The following is a 25,737-nucleotide window of genomic DNA, read 5'->3' as shown; positions in this document are numbered from 1 at the left end:
ACCGAGATGACGGTCGACGAACAGACCCATGAACGCAGCGGTCAAGAGCGGGAACGCCATCAAGATCAGAATGCTGGTGATGAAGATGTTCCACGTGAAGATGGACATCCGAAACATCGTCATACCTGGTGCGCGCAGGCAGATCACGGTGGTGATCATGTTGACCGCACCGAGAATGGTGCCGAGGCCACCGACCGTCAGACCGAAGACCCACAGGTCGGCGCCGACGCCGGGACTGTGCACCGCACCCGACAACGGGGTGTACGCGGTCCAACCGAAGTCGGCAGCGCCGCCCGGCGTGAGGAATCCGCCGAGAACGATGAGACCACCAAAAGTGAAGAGCCAGAACCCGAATGCGTTCAGACGCGGGAACGCCACGTCCGGGGCACCGATCTGCAGCGGAAGTATGTAGTTCGCGAAGCCGAAAACGACGGGCGTCGCATACAGCAGCAACATGATCGTGCCGTGCATGGTGAACAACTGGTTGAACTGCTCGTTCGAGAGGAACTGCATCCCGGGGACAGCCAGTTCCGCACGCATGAACAGGGCCATCAGGCCGCCGATCAGGAAGAACACGAAAGCCGTGATCATGTACATGATCCCGATCTTCTTGTGATCGGTGGTCTTGATCATGTCGAACATCCACGACCCCTTGGGATCACGGCGCTTCGGGTACGGCCGCTCCGGAATCGGCTCCAACTCTCCGGTCCGCTCGTCCGGCACCGTTGTCGTCATGCTCGCGCGTCCTCTTTCGTGCTCGATACCGCCTCAAGAACTTTCCGCACGACCATATCGCATGTTAATAGTTAATGCACAAACTAAGTGTGGCCGACGTGAGCATCTATCGAAAACCGAACGTACGCAACCTTTTGCAGATTTCGGTGAGATAAAGTCAGGCGGCGGAATAGGTCGAGGGTCCGCCGCGTTGAACAAACCCGTGACTCTTCCCGACACATCGACAGCACCCGAGGCCTCCGCGTTGCGCGGCCTCTTCGAGCCTTTCGAGGTCAAATCACTCTCGTTGCGTAACCGTTTCGCCATGGCCCCGATGACGCGCGCCTTCTCGCCGGACGGAATCCCCGGCGCCGACGTAGCCGAGTACTACCGTCGTCGCGCAGCAGGTGGTGTCGGCTTGATCATCACCGAAGGCACGTACATCCCGGACCCGGCAGCCGGCCCGCACACCCGCGTACCGCGCATCTACGGCGATTCGAGCCTGGGTGGCTGGAAGTCGGTTGTCGACGCCGTCCACGCCGAAGGCGGATCGATCATTCCTCAGCTGTGGCACCTCGGAGTCGAACGCGGCGAGAACTCGCGCCTGAACCCCGAGGTCGAAACCGTCAGCCCCTCCGGCCTGGCACTGGACGGCACCCGCCTGGGACGAGAATTCACCACCTCTGACCTCGACGACTTGAAGCAGTCGTGGGTCGACGCCGCACTCAACGCGAAGAACACCGGCTTCGACGGTCTCGAGTTGCACGGAGCACATGGCTACCTGCTCGACGAATTTCTCTGGGCGGGAACCAATGTCCGAACCGACGGATACGGCGGATCACTCGAGGCCCGCACCCGTTTCCCGGCCGAGGTCGTCGCCGCAATCCGAGAGGCCGTCGGGGCCGAGTTCGCGATCGTCTACCGATTCTCGCAGTGGAAGTCCGGCCATTACGACGCTCGTATCGCCCAGAGCCCGGCAGAACTCGGCCGCATCCTCACTCCCCTGGTCGACGCCGGCGTCGACGTTCTGCATCCGTCCACGAGGCGTCATTGGGAACCGGCATTCGCTGAACTCGTCGGTCAAGACGGCACACTTGGCCTCGCCGGTTGGACGAAGAAGCTGACCGGGTTGCCGACCATCACCGTCGGTTCGGTCGGACTCGATTCCGTGTTCACGACGGCATTCACCGGCGAAGCTGCATCTGCTGTCACCGGACTGGAGCGTCTCGAAGCTCAGTACGAGAGGGGTGAATTCGACATGGTTGCCATCGGGCGCGCGCTGCTCGCCGATCCCGAGTGGGTCGAGAAGCTCCGCACCGGACGCGCGGACGAGCACATCGCATTCACCGCAGAACATCGCACACACCTGAACTGACCTCGCACGACAAAACGGCACTCCCGCAATTGTGGGAGTGCCGTTTGTGGGTCTGCCGGAAGTACTAGCTGCCGAGCGTGACCGGGTCGGGGCCGATGCGGCCGGCCGGGTCGTCGAGAGCACCGATCGCGTTGATCTGTTCCGGTGTCAGTTCGAATCCGAAGACATCGAAGTTGGCGGCGATACGTTCGGGGGTCACCGACTTCGGAATCACCACGTTTCCGATCTGCAGGTGCCAGCGAATGATCACCTGAGCCGCGGTGACGCCATGAGCGTCGGCGATAGCGGTGATCACGGGGTCGCCGAGAACGGTTCCCTGTCCGAGCGGGCTCCACGCTTCCGTCGCGATTCCCTTGCCGGTGTGGAAGGCGCGCAGTTCGGCTTGGTTGAACTTGGGGTGAAGCTCGATCTGATTGAGGACCGGCACCTCACCGGTTTCGCCGATGACGCGCTCGAGGTTCTCGATGGTGAAGTTGGAGACGCCGATGGATCGAACCCGTCCGTCGGCCTTGAGCTTCTGGAATGCCTTGAACGTCTCGACGTACAGGTCCTTGGACGGAACCGGCCAGTGGATCAGGTACAGGTCGAGGTACTCGAGACCCAACTTGTCGAGGCTGGCGTCGAATGCCGCAAGCGTCGAGTCGTAGCCTTGGTCGTCGTTCCACAGTTTTGTCGTGATGTAGAGGTCTTCGCGGGCGATGCCGGATTCGGCGATCGCGCGGCCGACGCCCACCTCGTTGCCGTAGATCTTGGCGGTGTCGATACTGCGGTAGCCGGTCTTCAGGGCTGTGGAGACGGCCTCCTGCGTCTCGTCGTCCGGAACCTGGAACACACCGAATCCGAGTGCGGGGATCGTCTTACCGTCGTTCAGAACAATGGTCGGTACAGAGGTCACATCGTTGGTCTCGGTCATATATGGATCCAACGCGCGAGGGCCGGGAGGCATTCCCCGCCGAACCTCCGGGCAGTGCCCTTGTACCGCCCGAAATGCCGGTCTACCTTGGAAGACAAGTATTGGAATCGCCTCGAGAAAAGAGAGAGCGATGAATCTTTCATATCGTCTCGCCTACAAGGTCGGTGTCACTCCGTGGGAGCACACCGGGCACGGGTTCGACGCTCAACTGTCCGGCCTTCTGGATGCGATTCCCGTCCCGGAAGGTGGCCGTGCACTCGATATCGGTTGCGGCACCGGACGCCATTCCATCGAGCTGGCGCAACGCGGTTGGCACGTCACCGGCGTCGACGCCGAACAGGAACCGCTGGACAAAGCGCGCATACACGCGCGTGAAGGACACGTCGACGTCCGGTTCCTCCACGAGGACGCGGCAGACCTGCACATTGCTGTCGACGGCGGGCACATGCTGGTGCTCGACATCGGCTGTTTTCACGGGCTCACCGATCATCAACGACGGGACTACGGGAGGTCGGTCAACGCGATCACCGCACCCAGGGCGTCCATGGTGATGTTCGCATTCGGACCGGGGCACCGTTGGCCGATGCCACACGGCGTCTCGGAGGAGGACGTCATGCGAGCATTCGACGGTTGGTCGATGGCCTCGAGCATGGCCGCGGACGTGAGTGAATCGCCACTTCCGGTCCGTGCGGCACATCCGTGCTGGTATCACCTGGTCCGTGGCTGACTGCTGTGCGCCTTTATTAACCGCCCGCGGTTAATAAAGGCGCACAGCACCGGGGATACTTCTCAGGTGACTGCAACACTGCGCATCAGCGGCCTCTCTGCTTCCCGGGGAGAACGCACCCTGTTCTCCGACCTCGACCTCACCGTTGCCCCCGGCGACGTCATCGGCCTCGTCGGCGCGAACGGCGCCGGCAAGTCGACGCTTCTCACCGCACTGGCCGGAATCGGAACTGCCGACGTCGAAGGTTCGATCATCCTCAGCCCGCCGGATGCTGCGGTCGGTTACCTCGCGCAGGAACCCGATCGCATCGAGGGTGAGACCGTCCTCGAGTTCCTCGGCCGCCGCACCGGCGTCGCCCACGCCGAGGAAGTCATGAACGCCGCAGCCGAAACCCTGGCCGAAGCCGAAGAGGATCTGTACTCCCCGGCTCTCGAACGCTGGCTCGCTCTCGGCGGCGCCGACCTGCTCGAGCGCGCCGAGAAGGTGGTCGAAGAACTCGGTCTCGGAGTTCCACTCGATGCTCACATGACGGCATTGTCCGGCGGTCAGGCCGCGCGCGCCGGCCTCGCGTCACTGTTGCTTTCGCGCTACGACATTCTCTTGTTGGACGAGCCCACCAACGATCTCGACCTACGCGGTCTCGAGCAGTTGGAGCGATTTGTCGCCGAGACGCGCGCAGCACTGGTTGTCGTGAGCCATGATCGCGAGTTCCTCTCGCGCACCGTCACCGGAATCGTGGAACTCGATCTGGCACAACAGGACATCGCCGTGTACGACGGCGGCTACGAGTCGTACCTCGCCGAACGCGAGATCGCCCGCCAGCACGCACGCGAGGCGTTCGAGGAATACGCAGGCACCCGCTCCGATCTCGAAGATCGCGCACAGATGCAGCGCAACTGGATGGAACACGGCGTCCGCAACGCGCGTCGTAAAGCCAAGGACAACGACAAGTTCGGACGCGGATTGCGGACCGAGTCGACGGAGAAGCAAGCCGCGAAAGCCCGCCAGACTCAACGCCGCATCGAGCGACTCGAAGTCGTCGAGGAACCGCGCAAGGAGTGGGAACTTCGCATGGAGATCGCGGCGGCGCCGCGGTCCGGTTCCGTTGTCGCAACCACGAACGGCGCCAAGGTAACTCGCGGTCAGTTCACGTTCGGTCCGGTCACGACGCAGATCGACTGGGGCGATCGAATTCTCGTCACGGGCGCGAACGGGGCAGGCAAGACCACCCTCCTCAACGTCCTGCTCGGCAAACTCGTCCCGGACGAGGGCATCGCGTCGCTGGGTTCCGGTGTCGCGATCGGTGAGATCGATCAGGCGCGTGGATTGTTCGAAGGTGATCAACCAGTCGTGGAGGCCTTCGGGGCACAGGTTCCGGACTGGCCCGATGCCGATGTCCGCACTCTCCTCGCCAAGTTCGGCCTGCGCGGACACCACGTACTCAGATCTGCCGCTTCCCTGTCCCCCGGCGAAAGAACAAGGGCTGCGCTTGCTTTGCTCCAGGCTCGCGGCGTGAACCTACTGGTACTGGACGAGCCGACGAACCATCTCGACCTTCCGGCGATCGAACAGCTCGAGCAGGCAATGGAGTCGTTCGAGGGAACCCTCCTTCTGGTCACTCACGATCGACGCATGCTGCAGTCCACCCGAAGCACGCGCCGGTGGCGAATGGAGAACGGACAGCTCTTCGAGGAGTAGCCGATCGACTCTGCTTGCGCAGACAACCCGCGTGTGCAACTATTTATCAGGCGCACGCAATAGTTGCATGCGCGGCACAGGTGGCCCGCGGATGACATGATCCCCCGTCGAGCTGCCACATCCCAGTCCCGAAAGGCACTCTTCAATGTTGTCGATCCCCGACCGCACACTGACTCACGGAACCACCGGCGAGCCGATCACCATCCCGCAACTCGGGTACGGCGTTTTCCAGGTACCGGACGCACAGACCGAAGAGGTCACTGCCGCAGCTCTCGAGATCGGCTACCGCCACATCGACACGGCCGCGATCTACGGAAATGAAGCCGGGGTCGGCCGCGCCATCGCAGGTTCGGATATCCCTAGGTCAGAGCTTTTTGTCACCACCAAGCTGTGGAATGACGATCAGGGCCACGACCGAACACTCGCCGCTTTCGACACCAGCCTCGACAAGCTCGGACTCGACTACGTCGACCTCTATCTGATTCACTGGCCCGCGCCGGCAAAGGGCCTGTTCGTCGAGACCTGGGCGGCATTCGAGCAAATTCTCGCCTCCGGCCGCACCCGGGCGATCGGTGTGTCCAACTTCCTGCCCGAGCACCTCGAACTGCTGGCCGAGCACAGCTCGATCACCCCGGCCGTCAACCAGATCGAATTGCACCCCAGACTGCAACAGCACGCGTCACGGGAGTACGCGCGAAGTCGCGGCATCGAAATCGAGGCTTGGAGCCCATTGGGACAGGGAACCATCCTCGACGACCCGGCCATCGGGAAAATTGCTGCAGCACACGGCAAGAGCCCGGCACAGATAATTCTGCGCTGGCATCTCGAACAGGGTCACACCGTTCTGTCGAAGTCGGTCACGCCTGCACGCATGCGCGACAACGCCGCAATCTTCGACTTCGCACTCGATGCCGACGAGTCAGCGACCATCGCAGCGCTGAACACCGACAGCCGTGTCGGGCCTGATCCAGTCGAATTGAACTGAATCGAAACGGCTTCAAGAATTTTCGTGGGGAGTCAACGTCAGCAGCACAGAATCGACGGACTGCTCGGCCAGGAGCGCGTCCAGCGGTAAGTGACGGAACAACGCTCGGTAATAGATCGGCGACGCCAGCGCGTCCAGGACGAAGTCCAGGTCGAAGTCGCTCCGTATGTCGCCGCGTAGCCGCGCCGATTCCAGCACTGCCGCAGTGGAATCGCGTCGAGGCTGAAAGAATGCCGACTGGAAATCCCGCGCCAATTCCGGGTCCGCCGCCAGATCCGCGACCAACGCGGGCAGGATCCGACCGACTACCGTTTCACTCAGTCCCACAACCAATGTCGTGATGCCGGCGACCAGGTCTGCCCTGAGATCGCCGGTGTCCGGCGTTGGATCAGTACCGATGTGCGCCACGACAACGTCGACCACCAGATGCCGCTTCGACGGCCATCTCCGGTAGATGGCGGGTCGATGCACGCCCGCTCTCGTCGCCACCGAACCGATCGACAGCTCCGCATATCCGTTCTCCCCCAACAACTCCAGGGTTGCCGCCAGAACGGCGTCGTCGATCCGCTCGTCGCGGGCGCGCACCATCTACAGCACCGGCCGCGGCATGAGCACCAGACGCCAGCCGTCGGGATCTTCGAAAGTCATCCCCGCATTCTCCTCCCAGTACGGATTCTCGGCGCCAACGGGTTCGTGCCCTGCTTCCCCCAACCTCTGAACTACCTCGTACATCGCCGACTCGCCGGCGAAGTAGAGCACCAACAGGTTGTCCTGCGTCGGCGCCGGGCATGGGCTTCCGTCTTCGTGGGTCGTGAATTCGAGGTGATAGTTCGAATCCGGCAGACCCAGCATGATTCCGTCGTACCCGGCATGACCGGAGAACCGGTAGAGCTCTGGCAATCCCAGACAGTCGCGATAGAACGCAATCACGTCGTCGAGCCTGTCGGTGGGTCGCGCTACGCGCACTTGCACTACTGCGAGGTCGTTCGGCCAAGTTGTCATTCCACAACAGTACAGTACGTACCGTAATGTTTCGAGAAGATGGCTGCCAGCCTCCCGACGGCAGCTCGCTGCAACTACAAGCGATCATTCTCCGGAAACGCCGCCTTGGGCATGAATTTCGGCCTGGCGAACAGCACAGACAGTTTGGTGGGCTGCGACTCCACCGGGCGATCGGACCGGTACAGCAACGCCTGCTGCGGGGTACTCACCCATTCACTGGCGAAGATCTCACCGAGGCGCGAAACCGGCACGTGCGACCCGTCCTCGAGTCGAACGGTGACGTCCGCCCCGATGTCCGACTGGCCGTACACGACCCACCACGATTCGCCTTCCACATCCCCCGGAGTGTGCTGCCCGATACCGATGACTGCACCCTTCTCCATCGGATCGCGCCAGACCGCTTCGCGCCCTTGCGGTCCCACGCAGTAGCTACCATCCTCGCGCACCTGCACGACCAGGCCGGACTCTTCGAGCACCAACTGTTCGACCACCATGCCAAGCCCCTTCCGTTGCCCGAACCTTATCCGCCGGCACGCCCCAGAAGCGGAACAATCGCGGTTCGTGTTGACAAATTGTTGGGTTTTTACAACACTTTGATGCATGAGCCCAGTCCGGCGGGGAGACGCGCTCCCCATCTTCAATCGCATCGGAGTGCTTCGCGCCGAGCGGAAGATGAGCCGGGCACAGCTTGCGCAACTCGTCGACGTGAATCCGCAGACGGTGGGGGCACTCGAACGCGGTGACCACTACCCCAGCCTGGATCTTGCATTCCGAATCTGCTGGGTGTTCGACCTCCCGGTGGAGGCGGTGTTCTCCCGGACAGAGTTCGGGCCGCTGTCGACGGAGGTCTACCGGAATGCACCGTCGACGGAGGTCTACCGATCTGACCGCACTACCGAGGGGAGTGAAAAGCCAAGTGCCTGAATCAAATCTGATCGACCGCTACCAGGCCCACCGCACTCGGCGGTTCCTGCAGAACGAGGAGACGTTCCGACATTGGCTCCCGAATTGGCGAACCCGTCGACGTCGGCGCGTACTCGTCGTCGCCCTGGCGGTCCTGTTCACCACGATGGTTGCCGTCAGCACAGCATGCCTGTTCAATCCGCTCTTCGCCGTGGCATGGCCGGTCCTCACCCTGCTGTTCCTGCCGACGTGGTCCTCACTTCAAATCGTGTCGGGCCGGCAAGGGGATGCTCCGCGGCAGGCGTTGGACGAATGGGAGATCCAGCAACGCAACGACGCTCGCTCCGTCGGGCTCAGCGTGACCCAAACGTTGGTCTTCATTGTCGCCATTTTCCTCATTTTCACCTCGTCGGTGCAGTGGAATGTAGAGAGGCTGCCTTACACGGGAGGTTTATTGGCACTGACTGCAATGCTGATCGGCGCGTGCACGCCCGCGATGATTCTCTCGTGGACCAATCCAGACCCGGATCCGATTGATTCGGAAGAGTTCGATCTCTGACCCGTATTACCGAAGCGCACCACTCGACCGATGGGAAGGACCCATGTCAGCCACCCTCACGATCGACGGCATCTCGAAACGCTACGGCGACGTCGTCGCACTCGACAACCTGAGTTTCGAAGTGCGCCCAGGCGAGATCTTCGGATTCGTCGGCAGCAACGGCGCCGGCAAGACGACCACGATGCGCATTGCGCTGGGTGTGCTCGGAGCAGATTCGGGAGAAGTTCGCCTCGGCGGCAAACCCGTCGACCTCGACGTGCGTCGCACTATCGGATACATGCCGGAGGAACGCGGCCTCTACCCCAAGATGAAGGTGGGAGCGCAACTTTCCTATCTGGCCGAGCTACACGGACTGTCGAAGGCCGACGCGCACGCGGCCACTGAGCGGTGGACCGAACGTCTGGGCATCGCCGAACGCGTCAAGGACACCGTCGATTCCCTGTCCCTCGGTAATCAGCAACGTGTGCAGCTCGCGGCGGCGCTGGTTCACGACCCATCGGTACTCGTTCTGGACGAACCGTTTTCGGGCCTCGACCCCGTAGCAGTCGATGTCATGAGTGACGTGCTGGTCGAGAAGGCTCGCACCGGCGTTCCCGTAATCTTCTCCAGCCATCAGCTGGATCTGGTGGAGCGCCTGTGCGATCGCGTGGGCATCATCAGCCGCGGCAGCATGCGAGAGATCGGAACCGTCGACGAGCTACGAGGCAAGGGCGACGGCCGAATCGAAGTCTTCGCCCCTGACGCGCCGGTCGGTTGGGCACACCATCTGATCGGTGTCACCACACTGAGCCACCTCGACGGCCGAACGCTCCTGAGCGTCGACGGCACGGCCGACGATCAGCAGATCCTGCACGCAGCATTGAAAACCGGACCGGTGCACGAGTTCACGCTACGACGTCCGTCACTGACCGATCTGTTCCGAGAGGTAGTAGCCGCATGAGCAACCAGTTGAGCGGAGGTCGAGCCATCGGGTTGGTCGCCCGACGCGAATTCATGACGCAGATCTCGAAGAAGAGTTTTGTGATCAGCAACGTCATCATTCTGGTCGCGATCATCGGCGGCATCATCGCCTTCTCGCTCTTCTCCGGCGGCGACGAGGACAAGTCGAAGATCGGCTTGGTCGGCAACCAATCACTCAGTGCCACGATGGTGTCCATCGGCGACACCCTCGGAAATCCGGTGACGGTAACGGAGGTTTCCGACGACGGCACCGCGCGTGATCAAGTCAAGGACGGCGACCTCGACGTGGCCGTGATCGCTGGATCGGGCGGCGGCGTCACTGTCGTGACCAAGAAGGAAGTAGCCACGAATCTGCGGGCCGTCATCGAGAGTTCCGTTGCACAGCAGGCACAATCGAATGCGCTTTCCGCTGCGGGGATCGACCCGGCTCAGCTCGCCGAAGCCACGTCCACCGCAGTGGTCACCATCGATGCCATCGATCCCCCGGATCCCGAACAGGGCCAACGTATAGCGATGTCGATCGCTGCTGTGGTGCTCCTGTACATGCAGATCCTGTTGTTCGGAACGTACGTGGCGATGGGCGTCGTCGAGGAGAAGTCCAGCCGTGTCGTCGAGTTGCTGCTCTCCACTCTCCGTCCACTGCAGTTGTTGTGGGGCAAGGTTCTCGGAATCGGTGCTGTCGGCCTGATGCAGATGGCTGCCTATGCCGTCGCGGGCGTCGCCACCGGACTGGCGACGGGCGTCCTGACCGTGACGGGCACCGCAATCGGCGTTCTGTTCGGCACTCTCGGGTGGTTCATTCTCGGCTTCCTCTTCTTCGCCGTGCTGTACGCCGCGGCCGGGTCCATGGTCTCGCGGCAGGAGGACGTCAACGCCACCGCGATGCCTCTCGCGCTGCTCGTCATGGCGATGGTCAGCGTGGCTTTCGTTTCGGTGAGCAATCCAGAAGGAACCCTGAGCAACGTGTTGAGTTGGATTCCGCCGTTCTCGGCAATCCTCATGCCCCTGCGTATTTCCGCCGGTGTTGCTTCTCCGTTCCAGATCGTGGGAACGATTCTGCTGATGCTGGTGGTGACCGCTGCGTTGTCGATGATCGCGGCAAAGATCTACCAGCGCTCCATCCTTCGTATCGGCAAGGTCGTGTCATGGAAAGAGGCGTTCGGACGCTGATTCTCCAGCGCACAACTGGCGCCACGCGATCCCGGCGGCACCCCGTCCAGGTAGGTTCATCCTGGACGGGGTGCTGCTTACTTGGAGGACGTTGTGCGAATCTCGGCCGAAGAACTACTCACTGCGGTACTCGATCCCGAGAGCTTCGTCTCCTGGGACTCCCCGCCCGTCGACGTCGGACCTGGCGCGAAATACGCGGAAGACCTGGCGAAGGCCCGCGAGAAGAGCGGAGTTGACGAGTCCGTCGTCACCGGTGTCGGTACCGTTCGGGGACGTCGGGTCGCGGTAATTGCCTGTGAATTCAGCTTTCTCGCCGGTTCCATCGGAGTCGCTGCGGCCGAGCGGATCGTGACCGCCGTCGAACGTGCTACGGCAGAACAACTCCCGCTGCTGGCCTCGCCAACCTCCGGCGGAACGCGGATGCAGGAGGGCACCGTGGCGTTCGTTCAGATGGTGAAGATCGCTGCGGCAGTGGCTGTTCACAAAGCGGCACACCTGCCCTACCTGGTTTACCTGCGCAATCCCACCACCGGCGGGGTCTTTGCCTCGTGGGGATCCCTCGGCCACATCACCGTCGCGGAACCCGGTGCTCTGGTGGGATTCCTCGGACCCCGTGTCTACGAATCCCTGTACGGCGAAAAGTTTCCCGACGGTATCCAGACGTCCGAAAACTTGTATCGCAACGGCGTTATCGACGGCGTCGTACCCGTCGACCGCCTCCGTCTGCTGGTCAACCGAGCGTTGTGCGTGCTCACCGATCCCCCGGCCCCGGCGGCCACGGACCCGATTCCCTCACCCGAGATTCCCGATGTTCCCGCCTGGCAGTCGGTGATGCTCTCGCGCCGGGCCGATCGACCCGGCATCCGGCAGTTGCTCCGCCATGCCGCAACTGAACAGGTACCGCTCAGCGGCACCGGGCAGGGTGAAACCGACAAGACGATCTTGCTCTCGCTCGCCCGCTTCCGGGGCTTTCCGTGCATCCTGCTCGGCCAGGACCGCAGTGGCCAATCCGCGCTCACCACGATGGGACCGGCCGCGCTCAGGGAAGCGCGACGGGGCATGAAACTTGCCGAAGAACTACAACTCCCGCTTGTCCTAGTGATCGACACATTGGGCGCGTCGCTGTCCAAAGAAGCTGAAGAACGTGGACTGGCCCCTGAGATCGCCCGTTGCATCGCCGACCTCGTGACGCTGAAGACCCCGACAGTGTCGGTGTTGCTCGGCCAGGGAACAGGCGGTGGGGCTCTCGCGCTGCTGCCCGCCGATCGGGTACTCGCGGCACAGAACGGGTGGCTCGCTCCCCTGCCACCGGAAGGCGCAAGCGCGATCGTCCATCGCGACATCAGTCACGCACCGGAGATGGCGGCAGCGCAGGGCATTCGTTCGTTGGATCTGCTTCGAGACGGCGTGGTCGACGCGATCATTCCCGAAACGCCTGACGCGGCCGATGAACCCGTGGAATTCTCCAAGAGGGTAGGGGCTGCGATAGCGCACGAACTCTTCGTGCTTGCCGAAGAGTCGGACACCGATCGCCAGGCCTCCCGTATCGCGCGCTATCGAAACCTGGGAGTTCCGCAATGACGACGAAGGACCGGAATGCGCTGACGCTGCCGCACAGTTACGACCGCGCGGCACTCGCTCGTTTCGAATTGTTCCTGTTCGCGGGCATCGCCACCGTGCTGATCACCCGCGCTTATCTGGCGGCAACGGGCTATCCCCAGATCGGGGGCGGCGCCCTCCACGTCGCACACGTTCTCTGGGGCGGGTTGCTGATGGCCGTCGCCATCGTGGCGACCGCCATCACCGAAGGCTCTCGCACGCGTGACCTGGCCACGCTCGTCGGCGGAATCGGATTCGGTCTCTTTATCGACGAGGTCGGAAAATTCGTCACCGCCGACGTCGATTACTTCTACCAGCCTGCCATCGCGATCATGTACGTCGTCTTCGTTCTCTTCTATCTTGCCGCGCGCGAGGTGGTGATTCGGCGCGGAATGAATGATCGTCATCGGCTCGCCATCGGGGCGCGAGCGCTCTCGGACCTCGCTCTCGGTCAGCTCGACGAGATCCAGTACAACCACGCCCTCCGCGTACTCGACGGCGTCGAAGACCGCAGCCTCACCGACCTCGTCGATTCGATCAAAGCCGGCCTGCATTCACAGACTCCGCCGACCGGCGGTATCGAATCGAAGATCACTCGTGGCCGCAACGCGTTCTTCCACCGTGCCGAGGAACTGCTCCGGCACCGGGTCGTCCGCCGACTGGTACTGACCCTGTTCGTACTGCAGGCTCTTCTGGCGATTGTCCAGGTGATCTACGCGTTGGTTTCCGAGAACGTCGTCGAAGCCGACGACGTCTCCGACCTGGTGGTCCAGATCTCCACCGTCACAACCGGAGTTCTTGTGGTTCTGGGAGTGTGGTTCCTCTTCCGCGGTCCGTACCTGCGAGCCCTGAGACTCCTGCGTGCATCCCTCATCGTGAGCCTTCTGGTGACGCAGGTTTATCTGTTCACACAGGACCAGTTCGGCGCGCTTTTCGGATTCGCGGTGTCACTGTTCATGCTCGCGACTCTCCGCATCGCGATTCGAAGCGAAGAGGCCGCCGCGGCTCTACCGCAGTAATCCCCTACCGCAGCGATTCTCTACCGCACTGAGATCGCCGGCCGACTCGGTAGATCGCGGATTCCGCGGAGGGGGCTGAAGAGCAAGACCAATCCGCACGGCGCGATCAGGCAGGCCATGATCCACATCGTCCCGCGCGGTCCCACTGCGTCGCCGAGGTAGCCTGCCGTCAGAGCACCGAGCGGAATGCTGCTGTGCAGCAGGAACATACTCGTTGCCACCACTCGTCCGAGGCGGTCCGGCGGACAGTAACTTTGACGGAAACTGCCGAGCACCACGTTGCACGACACGACACCCGCAACCATCACCATGCCGCCGATGCAGAACCAGAACAGGCCGGCACCGTACGTCGTCAGAGGTGCTAACAGGATGAACGGTCCCGTCACCAACTGACAGGTGAGAACGCTTCGGGCAGTGCCGAATCTGCGGCCGAGCGGGCGCGCGATCATCGATCCGACAATTCCGCCCACCCCGGCAATCGCCAGGAGAAGCCCGAGTCCGAACTCCCCCACGCCAACCGTCTTTTCCAGGAACACGATCTGGATCGTGGAGTACCCGGTGAGACCGAAATTGAGCAGAGTGCCGTAGACGACGATCGACCGCAGATACGGATCACCGGCGACGAATCGCAGTCCGAGCGCAATCTGCCGTCGCAACGGTTCTCGCTGATTCTGTCCGCGATGGACGGTCTCCTGCACACGAATCAGCCAGATGCATACGAAGCAGAAGGCGAACGTGAACGCGTCGACAACCAGACCGGCCGCGAGCCCGACAGTTGCAACCACCAGCCCACCGACGCTTGGGCCGATCACCCGAGTTGCGGCCTCGGCGCCCTGAATCTTCGAGTTCCCTTCGACAAGATCCGCTTCGGCGAGCACCGTGGGGAGATACGAGTGATAGGCCGCCTGGAAGAAGACGGTGGCTGTACCGGTGAGCAGCGCGACCAGGAGCAGGTGGCCGTATGTCATCGCCTCCAGGAAGCCGGCGATCGCGAGGCTCGCGAAGAACAGCGCGCACGCAGCGTTCGCGATCATCATGATCGGGCGCCGAGGCAGCCGGTCGATCCAGGCACCGGCTGGTAGTCCGACGACCAACCACGGCAACCACACTGCTGATGCCAGCACACCGATCTGGAAGCTACTCGCGTCCAGTTCGCGAAGCGCGATCAGCGGCAGTACGACGGTCGTGACACCGTTTCCGATACCGCTGACTGCGTCGCCGGTCCACAGAAGTCGGAAGTCACGCAGAGCGAGGACTCCCCAGAAGCCTGTGCGTTGCGCTGCACCTGTCACATCGATCCCCCTTTCAGTCCCTGGCCTATCCCACCCCTGCGCGCCACTGGCCGACGGGACAGGCCCGCCCGGCGCAAAGGGACGGTACCCGCACCGCTACTGAGGCGCACCGCACTGACGGTGACCTAAGGTGTTTCAGGTCACCGGTAAGCGAAGTTCACGAGAGGACACACGTCGATGAGCACTTCCGAGCAGGCGTCCCACACCACGTATGCCGACGCATATCGCGAGAGCATGGATCAGCCGGAGAAGTTCTGGCTCGACGCTGCGCGGGCCGTCGACTGGGATGTCGCCCCCACGAAGGCTCTCGACGATTCTGCCGCGCCGATCTATCGCTGGTTCCCGGATGCTTCGCTCAACACCAGTTTCAATGCCCTCGATCGGCACGTCCGCGACGGCCGCGGCGATCAGACCGCGTTGATCTTCGACTCCGCGATGGTCCCCACCAAGGCCACGTACACCTACGCCGAATTGCTCGAGCAGGTCTCACTCTTCGCCGGCGTCTTGAAAGATCAGGGTGTGGTGGCGGGCGACCGCGTGATCATCTACATGCCGATGATCCCCGAAGCTGCGATCGCGATGCTCGCGTGTGCGCGAATCGGCGCGGTGCATTCGGTGGTGTTCGGCGGCTTTGCGGCCAAGGAGCTCGCAACGCGAATCGACGACGCCGGTCCAGTGGTGCTCGTGACGGCGTCCGGCGGCCTCGAACCCGGACGAACAATCGAGTACCTGCCGATGGTCGAGAAGGCTCTGCAACTGTCCGCCACTCCCGCGCACACCGTGATCGTGAAGAATCGCGAGCAGATTCCCGGTGCAGCTTCCGACTACAAGTCAAGTGCCGCAGCCTGGTTCGACTGGGACGAGCTGATCGCCGACGCCACCCCGGCCGACCCGGTGTCGGTCGCCGCGACGGATCCGCTCTACATCCTCTACACCTCGGGAACGACCGGTAAGCCCAAGGGCGTCGTCCGGGACAACGGTGGCCATGCCGTTGCGCTGACGTGGACCATGAAGAATTTGTACGACATCAGCCCAGGACAGGTGTGGTGGACCGCCTCCGACGTCGGCTGGGTGGTCGGCCACTCGTACATCGTCTACGGACCGTTGCTCGCCGGAGCCACGACGGTCATGTACGAAGGCAAGCCCGTCGGCACCCCCGACGCCGGTGCGTTCTGGCGCATCATTTCCGAATACAACGTGTCGGCACTCTTCACCGCTCCGACAGCGATCCGCGCGGTCCGCAAGGCCGACCCGGACGCAAAAGAGCTTGCCAAGTACGACATCTCGTCGCTCGACACACTGTTCGCGGCTGGCGAGCGCTTGGATCCCGACACCTACGAGTGGGCTACTCGGATTCTCGATCGCCCGGTGGTCGATCACTGGTGGCAGACCGAAACCGGTTGGGCCATCTGCGCGAACCTGCGCGGCCTCGAACCGATGGAGATCAAAGCAGGCTCACCCACCGTCGCCTGCCCCGGATACCGCGTCGAAATCGTCGACGGCAAGGGCGAACTCGTGGGTCCGGGCACCGAGGGCAACATCGTGATCGGCCTGCCGCTTCCTCCCGGAACACTCGCCGGGCTGTGGCGTGACGAGGACCGGTACGTGAAGTCCTACCTGTCGACTTTCGAAGGCTATTACCTCACCGGCGACTCCGGGTACATCGACGAGGACAATTACGTCTTCGTGCTCGGACGAAGTGACGACGTGATCAACGTTGCCGGACATCGCCTTTCAACCGGAAGCATGGAGGCCGTCGTCGCCGGCCACCCGGCTGTCGCCGAATGCGCGGTCATCGGCATTCACGACGAACTCAAGGGGCAACGGCCGAGCGGTTATGTCGTGCTCAAGTCCGGCGTCGACATCGATCCCGAAACACTCCGACAAGAACTGGTCGCGCGGGTGCGAGACCAGATCGGTGCCGTCGCCACGTTCCGGGACGTCACCGTCGTCGCCGCACTACCGAAGACTCGTTCCGGCAAGATCCTCCGCAAGACCATGCGGCAGATCGCCGACAACGAGGAGTACACGGTCCCGTCGACCATCGAGGACGCGAGCGTATTGGACGAGTTGTCCAAACTCCTTCGCGGATAAGGATTCAGCGAATTCCCCTGTCTGTCTGCCTCCGGACGTAGCAGTATGAACACGTTCCAGTTTCGGCGATTCACACGGGCAGGGGAAGTTCGATGGGCAATTTGGACGGTCAGGTCGCATTCATCACCGGAGCGGCGCGTGGTCAAGGGCGCGCGCATGCCGTCAAGCTCGCGTCCGAGGGCGCGGACATCATCGCGGTGGATCTCTGCGCGCCGGTCGCAACGGCGGGGTACGACATGGCCACCGAAGCCGACCTCGCCCAGACCGTCGCCCTGGTCGAAGCTCAGGGCCGGCGTATCGTCGCGTCCGTCGCGGACACTCGCGACCTTGATGCCCTGAAATCAGCGGTCGACGCCGGAGTCGAGAAACTCGGCCGACTGGACATCGTGATCGCCAACGCGGGAATCGCGGCGTCGGCGAAATTGTCCTGGGACCTGAGCGCCGAAGAGTTCCGCGAGCTGATGGACATCAACGTCACCGGCGTCTGGTTGACGACCAAGGTGTCGATTCCGCACATCATGAACGGCAATCGAGGTGGATCCATTGTGTTGATCAGCTCGATGGCCGGGCTTCGAGGCGTGCCGGGGATTGCCCATTACTCCGCGTCCAAACACGCCGTTCGGGGGTTGGCGAAGTCTCTGGCCAACGAACTCGGCTGGGCAGACATCCGAGTCAACTCCGTACACCCGGGCAATGTGCGTACGACGATGATCGACAACGAACCGATGGTTCGTGCGTTCCGTCCAGACTTGGAGAATCCTGTCCTCGCCGATACCGCTCCGATCATGTCGAAGCTGAATCTGCTGCCCCACCCGTGGGTCGACCCCGAAGTGATTGCGGATGCGGTGTTCTATCTGGTGGGGCCGGCCGGGCGCGGGATCACCGGCATCGCGTTGCCGATCGATCTCGGCACCTCGGAAAAATTCGCCGGCGGCTGAAGGCCCGAACTGATGCAGAATTGCCTCTGCCGGATGGGTCTCGAGCACCATCCGGCAGAGGCAATTCCGGCTTGATCAAGCCTTCGTAGCAACAGAACAAGTAGTCGACAACCTCATAGGCGCTCCTCGTCTGGCGTGGGAAAAACCGTTGTGGGATGCGCAACAAACCCAAGACCCAGCGTAGAAGCATTTGGCCGCAAACGCGCGTCATTCGGCACTATTTTTTTGGATTCGGGCATACTGGACAACGCTCCCACCACGTATTATGGACCCGAGTTCACACTTACAGGGGGCAGGCACAGTGACGGTCAAATACGCCGTAATGGACCCGATTCACGGAAAAGTCGAGATCTCGTTCGATGTCGACACGGGGGTCGTCGACGTCCGAAACGGCAACTCACACGCTCTGTTGACGCGTCGAGTCGATGCCCCGCGCCGTGAAGGCACACCCATCGGAACGCGCGCCGCCGCAGACTTGTTCTTCACTGTCGGTGGCGACGAAGTCGAACTCACTGTCGGCAAAGGGTTTCTGTCCCGTCGCTCGTACTCTGTCTCGGCACTCGTCGACGGCGTGAGTTTGAACTTCGCCCCAGTCGACGACGCGAACAGTGCATTCACCCGCGACGGATTGCGGATCGGGCACTTCTCCAAGAACGAGGAATCCGATCCCAGACAGACCGACGCAGTCTGGTCGAGCACGCCGAGCACCGACGAACTTGTCATCGGTTACGCCCTGGCCGAAGCCTTCGATTGCGGAGCACTCAACGGTGCTTTTGCGTTGATCGAATCACTGGTGCTCGGCGGCGGATAGAGACCACTCAAAGCAGGTGGATTACGAGCAGAACAACGGCAATAGCTGGGAAAAGCATCTGCACGACGGCTGCGCGGGCTTTGTCGGGAGACGAGAGAATCAGCACCAATCCCGCGGCAACCATCGATCCTGCGCCTGCCAGGACGAGGGCAATTCCGACCGACGCGGAGCCGGTCGCCGCAATCACGATGCCGACCGCCGACACGATCGCCAGGAAAAGGTTGTAAAAGCCCTGGTTGAAGGCGAGCGGCTGCGTGGTGATCGCCTCTTCCTCGGACTTCACGCCGAACGTGGCGCGGGTCTTCGGGGCCGTCCAGAGAATCGATTCGAGGACAAAAATGTATACGTGCACTGCTGCGGCCAGTCCCGCGAAGATGTAGCCGGCGACGTTCATCGTTGAGCTCCTGTTGCTTCGAGTGAATTCTGTATCGTTCGGTCCAATATATACTGGACCGAACGATACAGAAAGAGCGAGGCTTTGATGGGCAGATCACAAGAATTCGACACAACAGCCGTGGTCGCTGCCGCTTTGGACGTTTTCTGGGCACGCGGATTCGAAGGCGCCTCACTCGGCGACCTCGAATCCGCGACGGGGCTGAGTCGGTCAAGTCTCTACAACTCGTTCACCAACAAGCGCGGATTGTTCGACGCCGCCGTGCAGCTGTACCTCGAACATGTCATCCGGCCACGTCTGCGCAGCCTCACGACAAATCCCGGGGCAGACGCCGTCGACGACTACCTTTCCTCGCTTGCGCACGCGATCGGCACCATGACCGGCGACTCACCTCGGCGCGGTTGCCTACTTCTCAATACGGCTGCCGGACTCGGCGCGCACGACGATGCGGTGGCCGCAGTGATCCGCGCTTACCGCCGAGAGCTCGCCGACGCGATCAACAGTGGATTACACGCCGCGTTTCCAACCGAGACAGACGCCACGCTCTCAGATCGCACTCGAATCCTTCTCTCCTGCACGGTAAGTGCATTGGTACTCGCACGAGTTGACACCGAAGAGGCCATCGCAACTCTGGAATCTGCGCGCCGACTGAACGCAGAGTGGCAGGGATAATGACCGGAAAGCTCACGCCATTGCCCGCCATCAGGCGGGTAGGCGATGATGCTTCACGTGCCCAAGTTGACCACGCCCGCTATCGCCGCTGGATATCTCCGGGGAATGGACCAACCCTCGATCCACGTCGGGACTTCCGCGATTCTCCGACCCTGGACCCGCGACGACGCACCGGCCGTCATGGAAGCCTTTCGCGATCCGTCGATTCAGCGTTGGCACATCCGCCGCGCCGACTCGATCGACGAAGCACGGGGTTGGCTCACCCAGTGGAGAGACGGGTGGGCAAGCGAATCCGAATGCCATTGGGCGATCGCCGCTCCCGAGACAAATGAACTCCTCGGCCGAATCGCAGCAAAGGGGGTGAATTTGTGGGACGGCACTGCCGAGCTCGCGTATTGGGTGACCCCAGCGGCGCGCGGCCGCGGACTGTGCACCCAGGCTGTAACCGCACTGTCCGAGTGGGCATTCCGCGAAGTAGGGTTTCATCGATTGGAACTCGCACACTCGATCCACAACCCACGATCGTGCCGAGTCGCCACCAAAGCAGGGTTCAGCGAAGAAGGTGTTCGACGAGGCTCCGCCAGGCACGCCGACGGCTGGCACGACATGCATGTCCACGCCCGACTACGTAGCGATCAGCCTTCGGCACCGACCCGCGCCGCGAGCGCAAGTGTCTGATCCACCAATTCCGCAACTCGCTGCGGCGCGACCGGTTCGAGGTCGAACAGAATTCGGTAGATGATCGGCGCCACCACATGGTCGACGACCGAATCACCATCCACGCCGGCAGCTTCCGGCCAACGCGCGAGGATCACGTCGATCTGCGTCCGACAGAAGAAGGCACACTTGAACTTCTTCGTACCATCCGGTGCATGCGTCTGATCGTCGCTCATCAACACGTCACGCAACGAAGCACGACCGACAGGTGCAGACATCTCCTCGAGGTACTCCTGCGCCCAAACCGTCAGATCCCCTCGGAGCGAGCCCGTTTCACGCGGGTCGGCGTCCGGGCGCAATCTCTCGATCGAGACGTCGGCAAAGACTTCGTTGATGTCACCCCACCGCCGATAGATGGTCGACGGGGTCACTCCCGCATCGGTCGCGATCATCGGCACCGTGATCTCGGCTCGATCACGCTGTTCCAACAACTTGCGCGCCGACGCATGCACGGCCTGTTGGATGCGCGCACTACGGCCACCGGGGCGCGGACCTGCGGACGGACTCATAAATCCAACACTAACGCAAAGATGTTGCATTAGGCTACGGCCAGGCGTAGCGTCCCAAACGCAAAGTATTTGCGTTTGAAGTCTTCACCACCCGCACGGGAAGCGCTACGACAATGACAACGACCGTTTCACCTCAGACCGAGAGCACTTCACGCCCACGCCTTGGGCGAGGCGTCGCTTTCACACTCATCGCCGTCATCATCGCCACGTTCCTGGGCGCATCCGCGACCCCGACACCGTTGTACGAGCACTATCAACAGTTGTGGGGATTCTCCTCGCTGGCGTCGACGCTCGTGTTCGGCATCTACGCTCTCGCATTGCTCGCCACGCTCCTGACCGCCGGATCCCTGTCCGATCACATCGGCAGGCGCCCGGTCCTGCTCGGAGCACTCGCGCTCGAGGCAGTCTCGCTCGCGCTGTTCGCCTCGGCCGACGGTTTGACCATCCTGCTCATCGCCCGGGTCGTACAGGGTGTTGCCACCGGCGCTGCAATCAGTGCTCTGGGTTCGGCATTGATTGACCTCGAACGCACTCCGGGCCGAGGATCGATCATCAACAGCGTCGCTCCGACGATGGGGCTTGCAGTCGGAGCAGTGGGTTCGAGCCTCATCAGCGAGCACCTGCCCCGGCCCACCAGCACTGTCTACCTGGTCCTTCTCGTGCTTGTCATTCTCGAGATCTTCGGAGTATGGGCCGCTCCCGAGACTTCGGGCGGACGCCCCGGAGCCTGGCAGTCCCTGCGCCCCACACTGGCCGTTCCTCGTCAGGCGCGCACGATGATTGCCCTGACCGCACCGTGCCTGATCGCGGTCTGGGCGCTGGGAGGTTTCTACCTCTCACTCGGACCTGCATTGGCGCGCAACGCACTTGACGTTCACAGCTCCCTCATCGGTGCCATCATGGTCGCAACACTGACAGGATTCGGAGCGGCAGCAGTACTCACCTTCCGCAAACTCGGCGGCCGGACCGTGATGCTGATCGGAACCACCGCCTTGGTGCTCGGGGTGGCCGTCACACTCATCGGTGCTGAAACATCCTCTGCCGTATTGATTCTGGTCGGTACGGCTGTTGCAGGTATCGGCTTCGGAGCAGGATTCCAAGGAACTATCCTCACCGTCATGCCGCTGGCCGAGAACCACGAACGCGCGGGTTTGTTGTCCACCGTCTACGTCATCGCATATCTGGCCAACAGTCTTCCCGCCTTGCTGGCCGGCTACCTGGTCGGCAAGGTCGGATTGGTGGATACGACGCGTGGCTACGGAGCACTCGTCATGGTGCTCGCGGCGGCCGCACTGATCGGACTGCTGGTCACCGGCGAGCGAAAGGTCGAAGCCGTCTCGGTGTCGGAGTAGGTGTCCCCCGATCGGTGGACACACCGTTCCGCCTGCACAGGGTCCGGGGAGTGGACATACGACATCGATCTGCTCCGACATAGTTGTCTTCGAGAGAGCCAACCGAACGCTCACCCGGACAAAGGACACCGACGATGACGAACCCACGCTACGTAGTTGCCGCAATCACAGCTCTGGCCGCCGGCGCCCTCACTTTGGGATTGAGCGGAATCGCCAGTGCCGGAACCCTTCCCACAACCGGCAACAGCATCACGATGACGATCAGCAACGACACCGAACAGACAATTCATCTCGAAGGCGCCGACAACCCCTACGGACAGTGGATGCAGAGCCCACGCCAGTCGCTCGCGCCTCACGAGACCGAGATCGTCACGGCATACAACCAGGACCCGCGCGGCCTGACGGTCGACGTCGTCTATTCCACTCCCGACGGCGGACAAGCCGTCTTCATGGCCAACGACTATCCGCAGTTCGACACCGACGGAACTCGCACCACCGACCCTGATCACTACTTCATCTCGAGCTACATCGACGGCTACTACCCGAACCTGAGCGTCGGGTACCACCTCAGTGCGGTGTGACTGCAGCAGTCGTCATAAGTAATCCATCTGCCTCTCAGACGCACTTGTTCTTGGACATTCGTCCGGCGCGCGGGGATTGTTGAACGCAGCCCCGCACGACCAGGCACACGCCCCGTTGCCGGTGGCCCGAAAATCAACGGGAGAGGGAAAACCACAGTGCGACTACCCAACCAGTTTCTGATCTACGTCAGCGATGCCGCCTCCGCAGCAGCGTTCTACGGCGAATTGTTCGACGCGAAGCCTGAGGTCCTCAGCCCTCGGTACATGACCTTCGACCTCGGCGGCGGTGTGGTCCTTGCACTGTGGAGCGGCAAGTCCCGCGACCTCGATCCCGCGACACCGCGCAATTTCGAAGTCGGCATCTTGGTCGACGGCGGGAGCAACGAAATTCGGGCGATCCACGACGAGTGGGTGGCCAAGGGAGTCGAGGTCGTCGAAGAACCCAACGAAGATGTCTTCGGTCTGACGTTCGTCATTTCAGATCTGGACGGAAACCGCGTCCGCGTAGCGCCCGCAGATCACTGAGCACTCAGCCTTTGATCTCGCCGTACCGGCGCAAGGCTTCCTCACGCTCGTGCGCGTGATCGACGATCGGGTCCGGGTAGTCGACTGGGCGCATCGCCTTCAACGAGTGGACGGCCTTCCCGGGAACATCGCGAAGTTCAGGGACCCACCGACGGACGTATGTGCCGTCGGGATCGAACTTCTCCCCTTGCGTGATCGGGTTGAAGACGCGGAAGAAGGGCGAAGCATCCGTACCCGACCCGGCAGTCCACTGCCACCCGTGCTGATTGGAGGCCAAGTCACCGTCCACCAGTTGCGACATGAAGTACCGTGCGCCGCGCCACCACGGAATATGCAGGTCCTTCACCAGGAATGACGCGACGATCATTCGGACCCGATTGTGCATCCAGTTCTCGGCGGCGAGTTGCCGCATGCCGGCATCCACGATCGGGAAGCCGGTCTTGCCTTCACACCAGGCCGTGAAGGCGGCGTCTGCGTCGACTCCCCCGTCGTGACGTAAACGGTCGAACTTGTCGTCGTAGTTCTTCCGCGCGCTGTCGGGGCGCTGAAACAGGATGTCTGCGTAGAAGTCTCGCCAAGCAAGCTGGCGACGGTACGCCTGAGCGCCGTCTCCGAGTCGCTTGGAGAGATCTGCCAACATGGTTCTCGGATGAATCGTGCCGTACTTGAGCGGGATCGACATCCGACTCGTGGTGTCGAGGTCGGGTCGATTTCGTTCGTCGTCGTACCGGTCAAGATCGTTCTCGCAGTATTCTTTCCACTGTTCGAGCGCACCGGCCTCACCGACGACATCGCTGACGGTGCCGGACGGCGCGGGGATACTCACCCGGCGCGGGCCACCGTCCTTCTCGCTCGGATCGAACCAACGGACCGTCCCCGCATCGGTCGACGCGGGGCCCCGCCAACCATGTTCCATCCACTGACGGAAGTACGGCGTGAACACCTTGTACGGATCACCGTCCGCCTTGGTGACGCGTCCGGGCGCCACGGCATATGGTGACCCGGTGGCGATCAACTCCACCTTCTCGGCCACGGCCGCGTCGCGCCGTCGGCCGTAGGGCCCGTAGTCGCCACTGATGTGAACTTCTTCGGCGCCAACGGATTCCGCCACGCGGGGCACCACGTCTGCCGGATCACCTCGAACAACCATCAATCGTCCGTCGAGCTGGTTGTCGAGTGCCGACAAGTTGGCGAACAGTTGATTCTGGCGGGGTGAGCCTGCCGGTCCGAGCAACTTCTCGTCGAGGACGAACAAACCCAACGTCTGTCCGCCGGCATCCGCCGCTGCAGTCAGAGTCGGAAGATCACCGACCCTCAGATCGCGTCGAAACCAGATCACAGAGTTACTCACCCAGTCGAGCCTACCGATCAGATCTCAGAACGCATCCCACCGCGCGGGCCGCCAGTTGCGCCGCTCTTTCGGCTGTCGGTTCGGAGGTGAGCCCGAGCAGTCGCCGCCGGTGCTCCTCCCCGAGCAGCAAGGTGTACAACTGATCCGCGCACAGCGCAGCCTTCTGGCCGTGCTGATCGATCAATATCTTCTCCAGAAAGGCAATCGACTTGGCCGGGCCGGATTCGTAGAACGCTGCGGCCAATTCAGGGAACTGCACGGCCTCGCCGATCATCATGCGGTGCAGCGCAATCGAGTTGTCGCTGTGCAGGGCGATGACGATGTCCACTGCAGCGGCGAGCAGGTCGGACTGGCCCTCGCCGGCATCGTCGACGTACGCGTGCTGACGCGCAACCGCAGCTGCAAAGACCGCAGACTTGTCGCCGAAGTAGCTGTACACGGTCCGCTTGGCGACGCGGGCCACCGTGGCAATGCCCTCGATGGTAGTTCGGGCGAACCCGACATCTCGAAACGAGTCGACAGCGACGTCGAGAATCTCGTTGCGTCGTTCGGCGCGCTCGGCGTCACTGGTTCTCCCACGTCTGCGCGGTTGCTCCATCAAGTCCCCTGTTACCGTGCCGGTAAATTAATGCTACGTTGACGTTTCATTAATTCGAATACTACAGGAGCACTGCATGACCGGACAACGACTCGTCCACGTCGCTATCGCCGACGACTGGGAAGCATGCAAGCGTTTCGGTGAGTACGAGGTCTCGACGCGCGGAATCAGTTACGACGACGCAGGATTCATTCGCGCAACGACCCCGGACGCACTCGCTTCGGTGCTCGATCTGGTGTTCGGCGATCTCACATTGCCGCTGGTCGTCGCCGTCATCGA

The 25,737-nt window shown here is 62.3% G+C and carries 28 protein-coding genes and 1 pseudogene; 19 read left to right on the top strand and 10 right to left on the bottom strand.

The genetic code is table 11. The annotated features are described in order from the left end of the window. Nucleotides 1-735, bottom strand: a 735-nt coding sequence (locus tag A2J01_RS19580) for a cbb3-type cytochrome c oxidase subunit I (protein WP_197494254.1), incomplete at its 3' end; no start/stop codon positions are given. Nucleotides 736-937: 202 nt separating this feature from the next. Here A2J01_RS19580 and A2J01_RS19575 point away from each other — a divergent pair. Then, the gene (locus A2J01_RS19575) at nt 938-2,089 is read left to right on the top strand and encodes an NADH:flavin oxidoreductase (protein WP_064113363.1); all 1,152 of its coding nucleotides are present in this window, start codon (nt 938-940) and stop codon (nt 2,087-2,089) included. A gap of 64 nt (nt 2,090-2,153) precedes the next feature. Here A2J01_RS19575 and A2J01_RS19570 read toward each other — a convergent pair whose 3' ends face one another. Next, nucleotides 2,154-3,002: an aldo/keto reductase gene (locus tag A2J01_RS19570; RefSeq protein WP_037128502.1), complete on the bottom strand. Its 849-nt coding sequence runs from the start codon at nt 3,000-3,002 to the stop codon at nt 2,154-2,156. A gap of 130 nt (nt 3,003-3,132) precedes the next feature. Here A2J01_RS19570 and A2J01_RS19565 point away from each other — a divergent pair, with 130 nt between their 5' ends. The 3 genes from A2J01_RS19565 to A2J01_RS19555 all read left to right on the top strand — a co-directional run bounded on the left by A2J01_RS19565 (nt 3,133) and on the right by A2J01_RS19555 (nt 6,412). Beyond that, nucleotides 3,133-3,729, top strand: a complete 597-nt coding sequence (locus A2J01_RS19565) for a class I SAM-dependent methyltransferase (protein ID WP_064113362.1) — start codon at nt 3,133-3,135, stop codon at nt 3,727-3,729. 66 nt (nt 3,730-3,795) lie between these two features. Further along, nucleotides 3,796-5,427 carry an ABC-F family ATP-binding cassette domain-containing protein gene (locus A2J01_RS19560; protein ID WP_064113361.1) on the top strand — a complete coding sequence of 544 codons (1,632 nt, stop codon included), beginning with the start codon at nt 3,796-3,798 and terminating at the stop codon, nt 5,425-5,427. 145 nt (nt 5,428-5,572) lie between these two features. Beyond that, entirely contained in the window at nt 5,573-6,412 is an 840-nt protein-coding gene (locus tag A2J01_RS19555; RefSeq protein WP_042451167.1) for an aldo/keto reductase, read from the top strand. Between the two features lie 12 nt (nt 6,413-6,424). Here the strand turns inward: A2J01_RS19555 and A2J01_RS19550 are convergent, their stop codons facing one another. From A2J01_RS19550 to A2J01_RS19540, 3 genes are all read right to left on the bottom strand, one after another. Beyond that, nucleotides 6,425-7,000: a TetR/AcrR family transcriptional regulator gene (locus A2J01_RS19550; protein ID WP_007733408.1), complete on the bottom strand. Its 576-nt coding sequence runs from the start codon at nt 6,998-7,000 to the stop codon at nt 6,425-6,427. Further along, complete coding sequence (locus A2J01_RS19545) at nt 7,001-7,414, bottom strand: VOC family protein (RefSeq protein WP_021332241.1); 414 nt, start codon at nt 7,412-7,414, stop codon at nt 7,001-7,003. Between the two features lie 74 nt (nt 7,415-7,488). Beyond that, on the bottom strand, nt 7,489-7,908 hold the full coding sequence (locus A2J01_RS19540; RefSeq protein ID WP_007733415.1) for a hypothetical protein: 420 nt from the start codon (nt 7,906-7,908) through the stop codon (nt 7,489-7,491). A gap of 106 nt (nt 7,909-8,014) precedes the next feature. Between A2J01_RS19540 and A2J01_RS19535 the strand changes: the two genes are divergently transcribed. From A2J01_RS19535 to A2J01_RS19510, 6 genes are all read left to right on the top strand, one after another. Next, nucleotides 8,015-8,338, top strand: coding sequence for a helix-turn-helix transcriptional regulator (locus A2J01_RS19535; RefSeq protein WP_003940147.1), 324 nt, complete (start codon nt 8,015-8,017; stop codon nt 8,336-8,338). Then, a complete protein-coding gene (locus A2J01_RS19530) occupies nt 8,331-8,876 on the top strand; it encodes a hypothetical protein (RefSeq protein ID WP_003939943.1) in 546 nt (181 codons plus the stop codon). The genes A2J01_RS19535 and A2J01_RS19530 overlap by 8 nt, the downstream gene beginning before the upstream one ends. A 43-nt stretch (nt 8,877-8,919) precedes the next feature. Beyond that, nucleotides 8,920-9,816 carry an ABC transporter ATP-binding protein gene (locus A2J01_RS19525; RefSeq protein WP_003939757.1) on the top strand — a complete coding sequence of 299 codons (897 nt, stop codon included), beginning with the start codon at nt 8,920-8,922 and terminating at the stop codon, nt 9,814-9,816. Then, a complete protein-coding gene (locus A2J01_RS19520; protein ID WP_007733417.1) occupies nt 9,813-11,006 on the top strand; it encodes an ABC transporter permease in 1,194 nt (397 codons plus the stop codon). Before A2J01_RS19525 ends, A2J01_RS19520 begins: the two co-directional genes overlap by 4 nt. A 93-nt stretch (nt 11,007-11,099) precedes the next feature. After that, the gene (locus A2J01_RS19515; protein WP_007733418.1) at nt 11,100-12,587 is read left to right on the top strand and encodes an acetyl-coenzyme A carboxylase carboxyl transferase subunits beta/alpha; all 1,488 of its coding nucleotides are present in this window, start codon (nt 11,100-11,102) and stop codon (nt 12,585-12,587) included. Beyond that, entirely contained in the window at nt 12,584-13,624 is a 1,041-nt protein-coding gene (locus A2J01_RS19510) for a hypothetical protein (protein WP_064113360.1), read from the top strand. Before A2J01_RS19515 ends, A2J01_RS19510 begins: the two co-directional genes overlap by 4 nt. A 20-nt stretch (nt 13,625-13,644) precedes the next feature. On the opposite strand, the gene A2J01_RS19505 is transcribed toward A2J01_RS19510, so the two are convergent. Next, nucleotides 13,645-14,916, bottom strand: a complete 1,272-nt coding sequence (locus A2J01_RS19505; protein WP_064113359.1) for an MFS transporter — start codon at nt 14,914-14,916, stop codon at nt 13,645-13,647. Between the two features lie 177 nt (nt 14,917-15,093). Between A2J01_RS19505 and A2J01_RS19500 the strand changes: the two genes are divergently transcribed. The 3 genes from A2J01_RS19500 (at nt 15,094) to A2J01_RS19490 (ending at nt 18,759) form a co-directional block, all read left to right on the top strand. Continuing rightward, on the top strand, nt 15,094-17,010 hold the full coding sequence (locus A2J01_RS19500) for a propionyl-CoA synthetase (RefSeq protein WP_064113358.1): 1,917 nt from the start codon (nt 15,094-15,096) through the stop codon (nt 17,008-17,010). 92 nt (nt 17,011-17,102) lie between these two features. Beyond that, entirely contained in the window at nt 17,103-17,948 is an 846-nt protein-coding gene (locus A2J01_RS19495; protein WP_020970454.1) for a mycofactocin-coupled SDR family oxidoreductase, read from the top strand. A gap of 301 nt (nt 17,949-18,249) precedes the next feature. Then, nucleotides 18,250-18,759: a hypothetical protein gene (locus tag A2J01_RS19490; protein WP_223304422.1), complete on the top strand. Its 510-nt coding sequence runs from the start codon at nt 18,250-18,252 to the stop codon at nt 18,757-18,759. Between the two features lie 7 nt (nt 18,760-18,766). Here A2J01_RS19490 and A2J01_RS19485 read toward each other — a convergent pair whose 3' ends face one another. Next, nucleotides 18,767-19,153, bottom strand: coding sequence for a DUF1304 domain-containing protein (locus A2J01_RS19485; protein ID WP_007733422.1), 387 nt, complete (start codon nt 19,151-19,153; stop codon nt 18,767-18,769). Between the two features lie 87 nt (nt 19,154-19,240). Here A2J01_RS19485 and A2J01_RS19480 point away from each other — a divergent pair, with 87 nt between their 5' ends. Continuing rightward, nucleotides 19,241-19,825 carry a TetR/AcrR family transcriptional regulator gene (locus tag A2J01_RS19480; protein ID WP_064113357.1) on the top strand — a complete coding sequence of 195 codons (585 nt, stop codon included), beginning with the start codon at nt 19,241-19,243 and terminating at the stop codon, nt 19,823-19,825. Between the two features lie 57 nt (nt 19,826-19,882). Then, a complete protein-coding gene (locus tag A2J01_RS19475; RefSeq protein ID WP_050793951.1) occupies nt 19,883-20,503 on the top strand; it encodes a GNAT family N-acetyltransferase in 621 nt (206 codons plus the stop codon). Here the strand turns inward: A2J01_RS19475 and A2J01_RS19470 are convergent. Next, nucleotides 20,461-21,051 (bottom strand): TetR/AcrR family transcriptional regulator, encoded by a 591-nt coding sequence (locus A2J01_RS19470; RefSeq protein ID WP_037128509.1) that lies wholly within the window; start codon nt 21,049-21,051, stop codon nt 20,461-20,463. The genes A2J01_RS19475 and A2J01_RS19470 overlap by 43 nt on opposite strands. Before the next feature lie 113 nt (nt 21,052-21,164). Here A2J01_RS19470 and A2J01_RS19465 point away from each other — a divergent pair, with 113 nt between their 5' ends. From A2J01_RS19465 to A2J01_RS19455, 3 genes are all read left to right on the top strand, one after another. Further along, nucleotides 21,165-22,403: an MFS transporter gene (locus tag A2J01_RS19465; protein WP_003940229.1), complete on the top strand. Its 1,239-nt coding sequence runs from the start codon at nt 21,165-21,167 to the stop codon at nt 22,401-22,403. Between the two features lie 134 nt (nt 22,404-22,537). Continuing rightward, nucleotides 22,538-22,984 carry a hypothetical protein gene (locus tag A2J01_RS19460; protein ID WP_003939681.1) on the top strand — a complete coding sequence of 149 codons (447 nt, stop codon included), beginning with the start codon at nt 22,538-22,540 and terminating at the stop codon, nt 22,982-22,984. A 156-nt stretch (nt 22,985-23,140) separates the two neighbouring features. Continuing rightward, entirely contained in the window at nt 23,141-23,509 is a 369-nt protein-coding gene (locus tag A2J01_RS19455; RefSeq protein WP_003939994.1) for a VOC family protein, read from the top strand. A 4-nt stretch (nt 23,510-23,513) separates the two neighbouring features. Here A2J01_RS19455 and A2J01_RS19450 read toward each other — a convergent pair whose 3' ends face one another. Beyond that, the gene (locus tag A2J01_RS19450; RefSeq protein ID WP_064113356.1) at nt 23,514-24,860 is read right to left on the bottom strand and encodes a cryptochrome/photolyase family protein; all 1,347 of its coding nucleotides are present in this window, start codon (nt 24,858-24,860) and stop codon (nt 23,514-23,516) included. A gap of 10 nt (nt 24,861-24,870) precedes the next feature. Then, a complete protein-coding gene (locus A2J01_RS19445; RefSeq protein WP_064113355.1) occupies nt 24,871-25,458 on the bottom strand; it encodes a TetR/AcrR family transcriptional regulator in 588 nt (195 codons plus the stop codon). A 76-nt stretch (nt 25,459-25,534) separates the two neighbouring features. On the opposite strand from A2J01_RS19445, the pseudogene A2J01_RS19440 reads away from it, so the two are divergent. Then, a pseudogene (locus tag A2J01_RS19440) lies at nt 25,535-25,737 on the top strand (DUF952 domain-containing protein); the annotation flags it as partial.

The organism is Rhodococcus sp. EPR-134 (assembly GCF_001647205.1).
GTDB lineage: Bacteria > Actinomycetota > Actinomycetes > Mycobacteriales > Mycobacteriaceae > Rhodococcus_F > Rhodococcus_F qingshengii.
The sequence above is the reverse complement of the archived record's forward strand: the minus strand, read 5'-3'. Positions and strand labels throughout refer to the sequence as shown.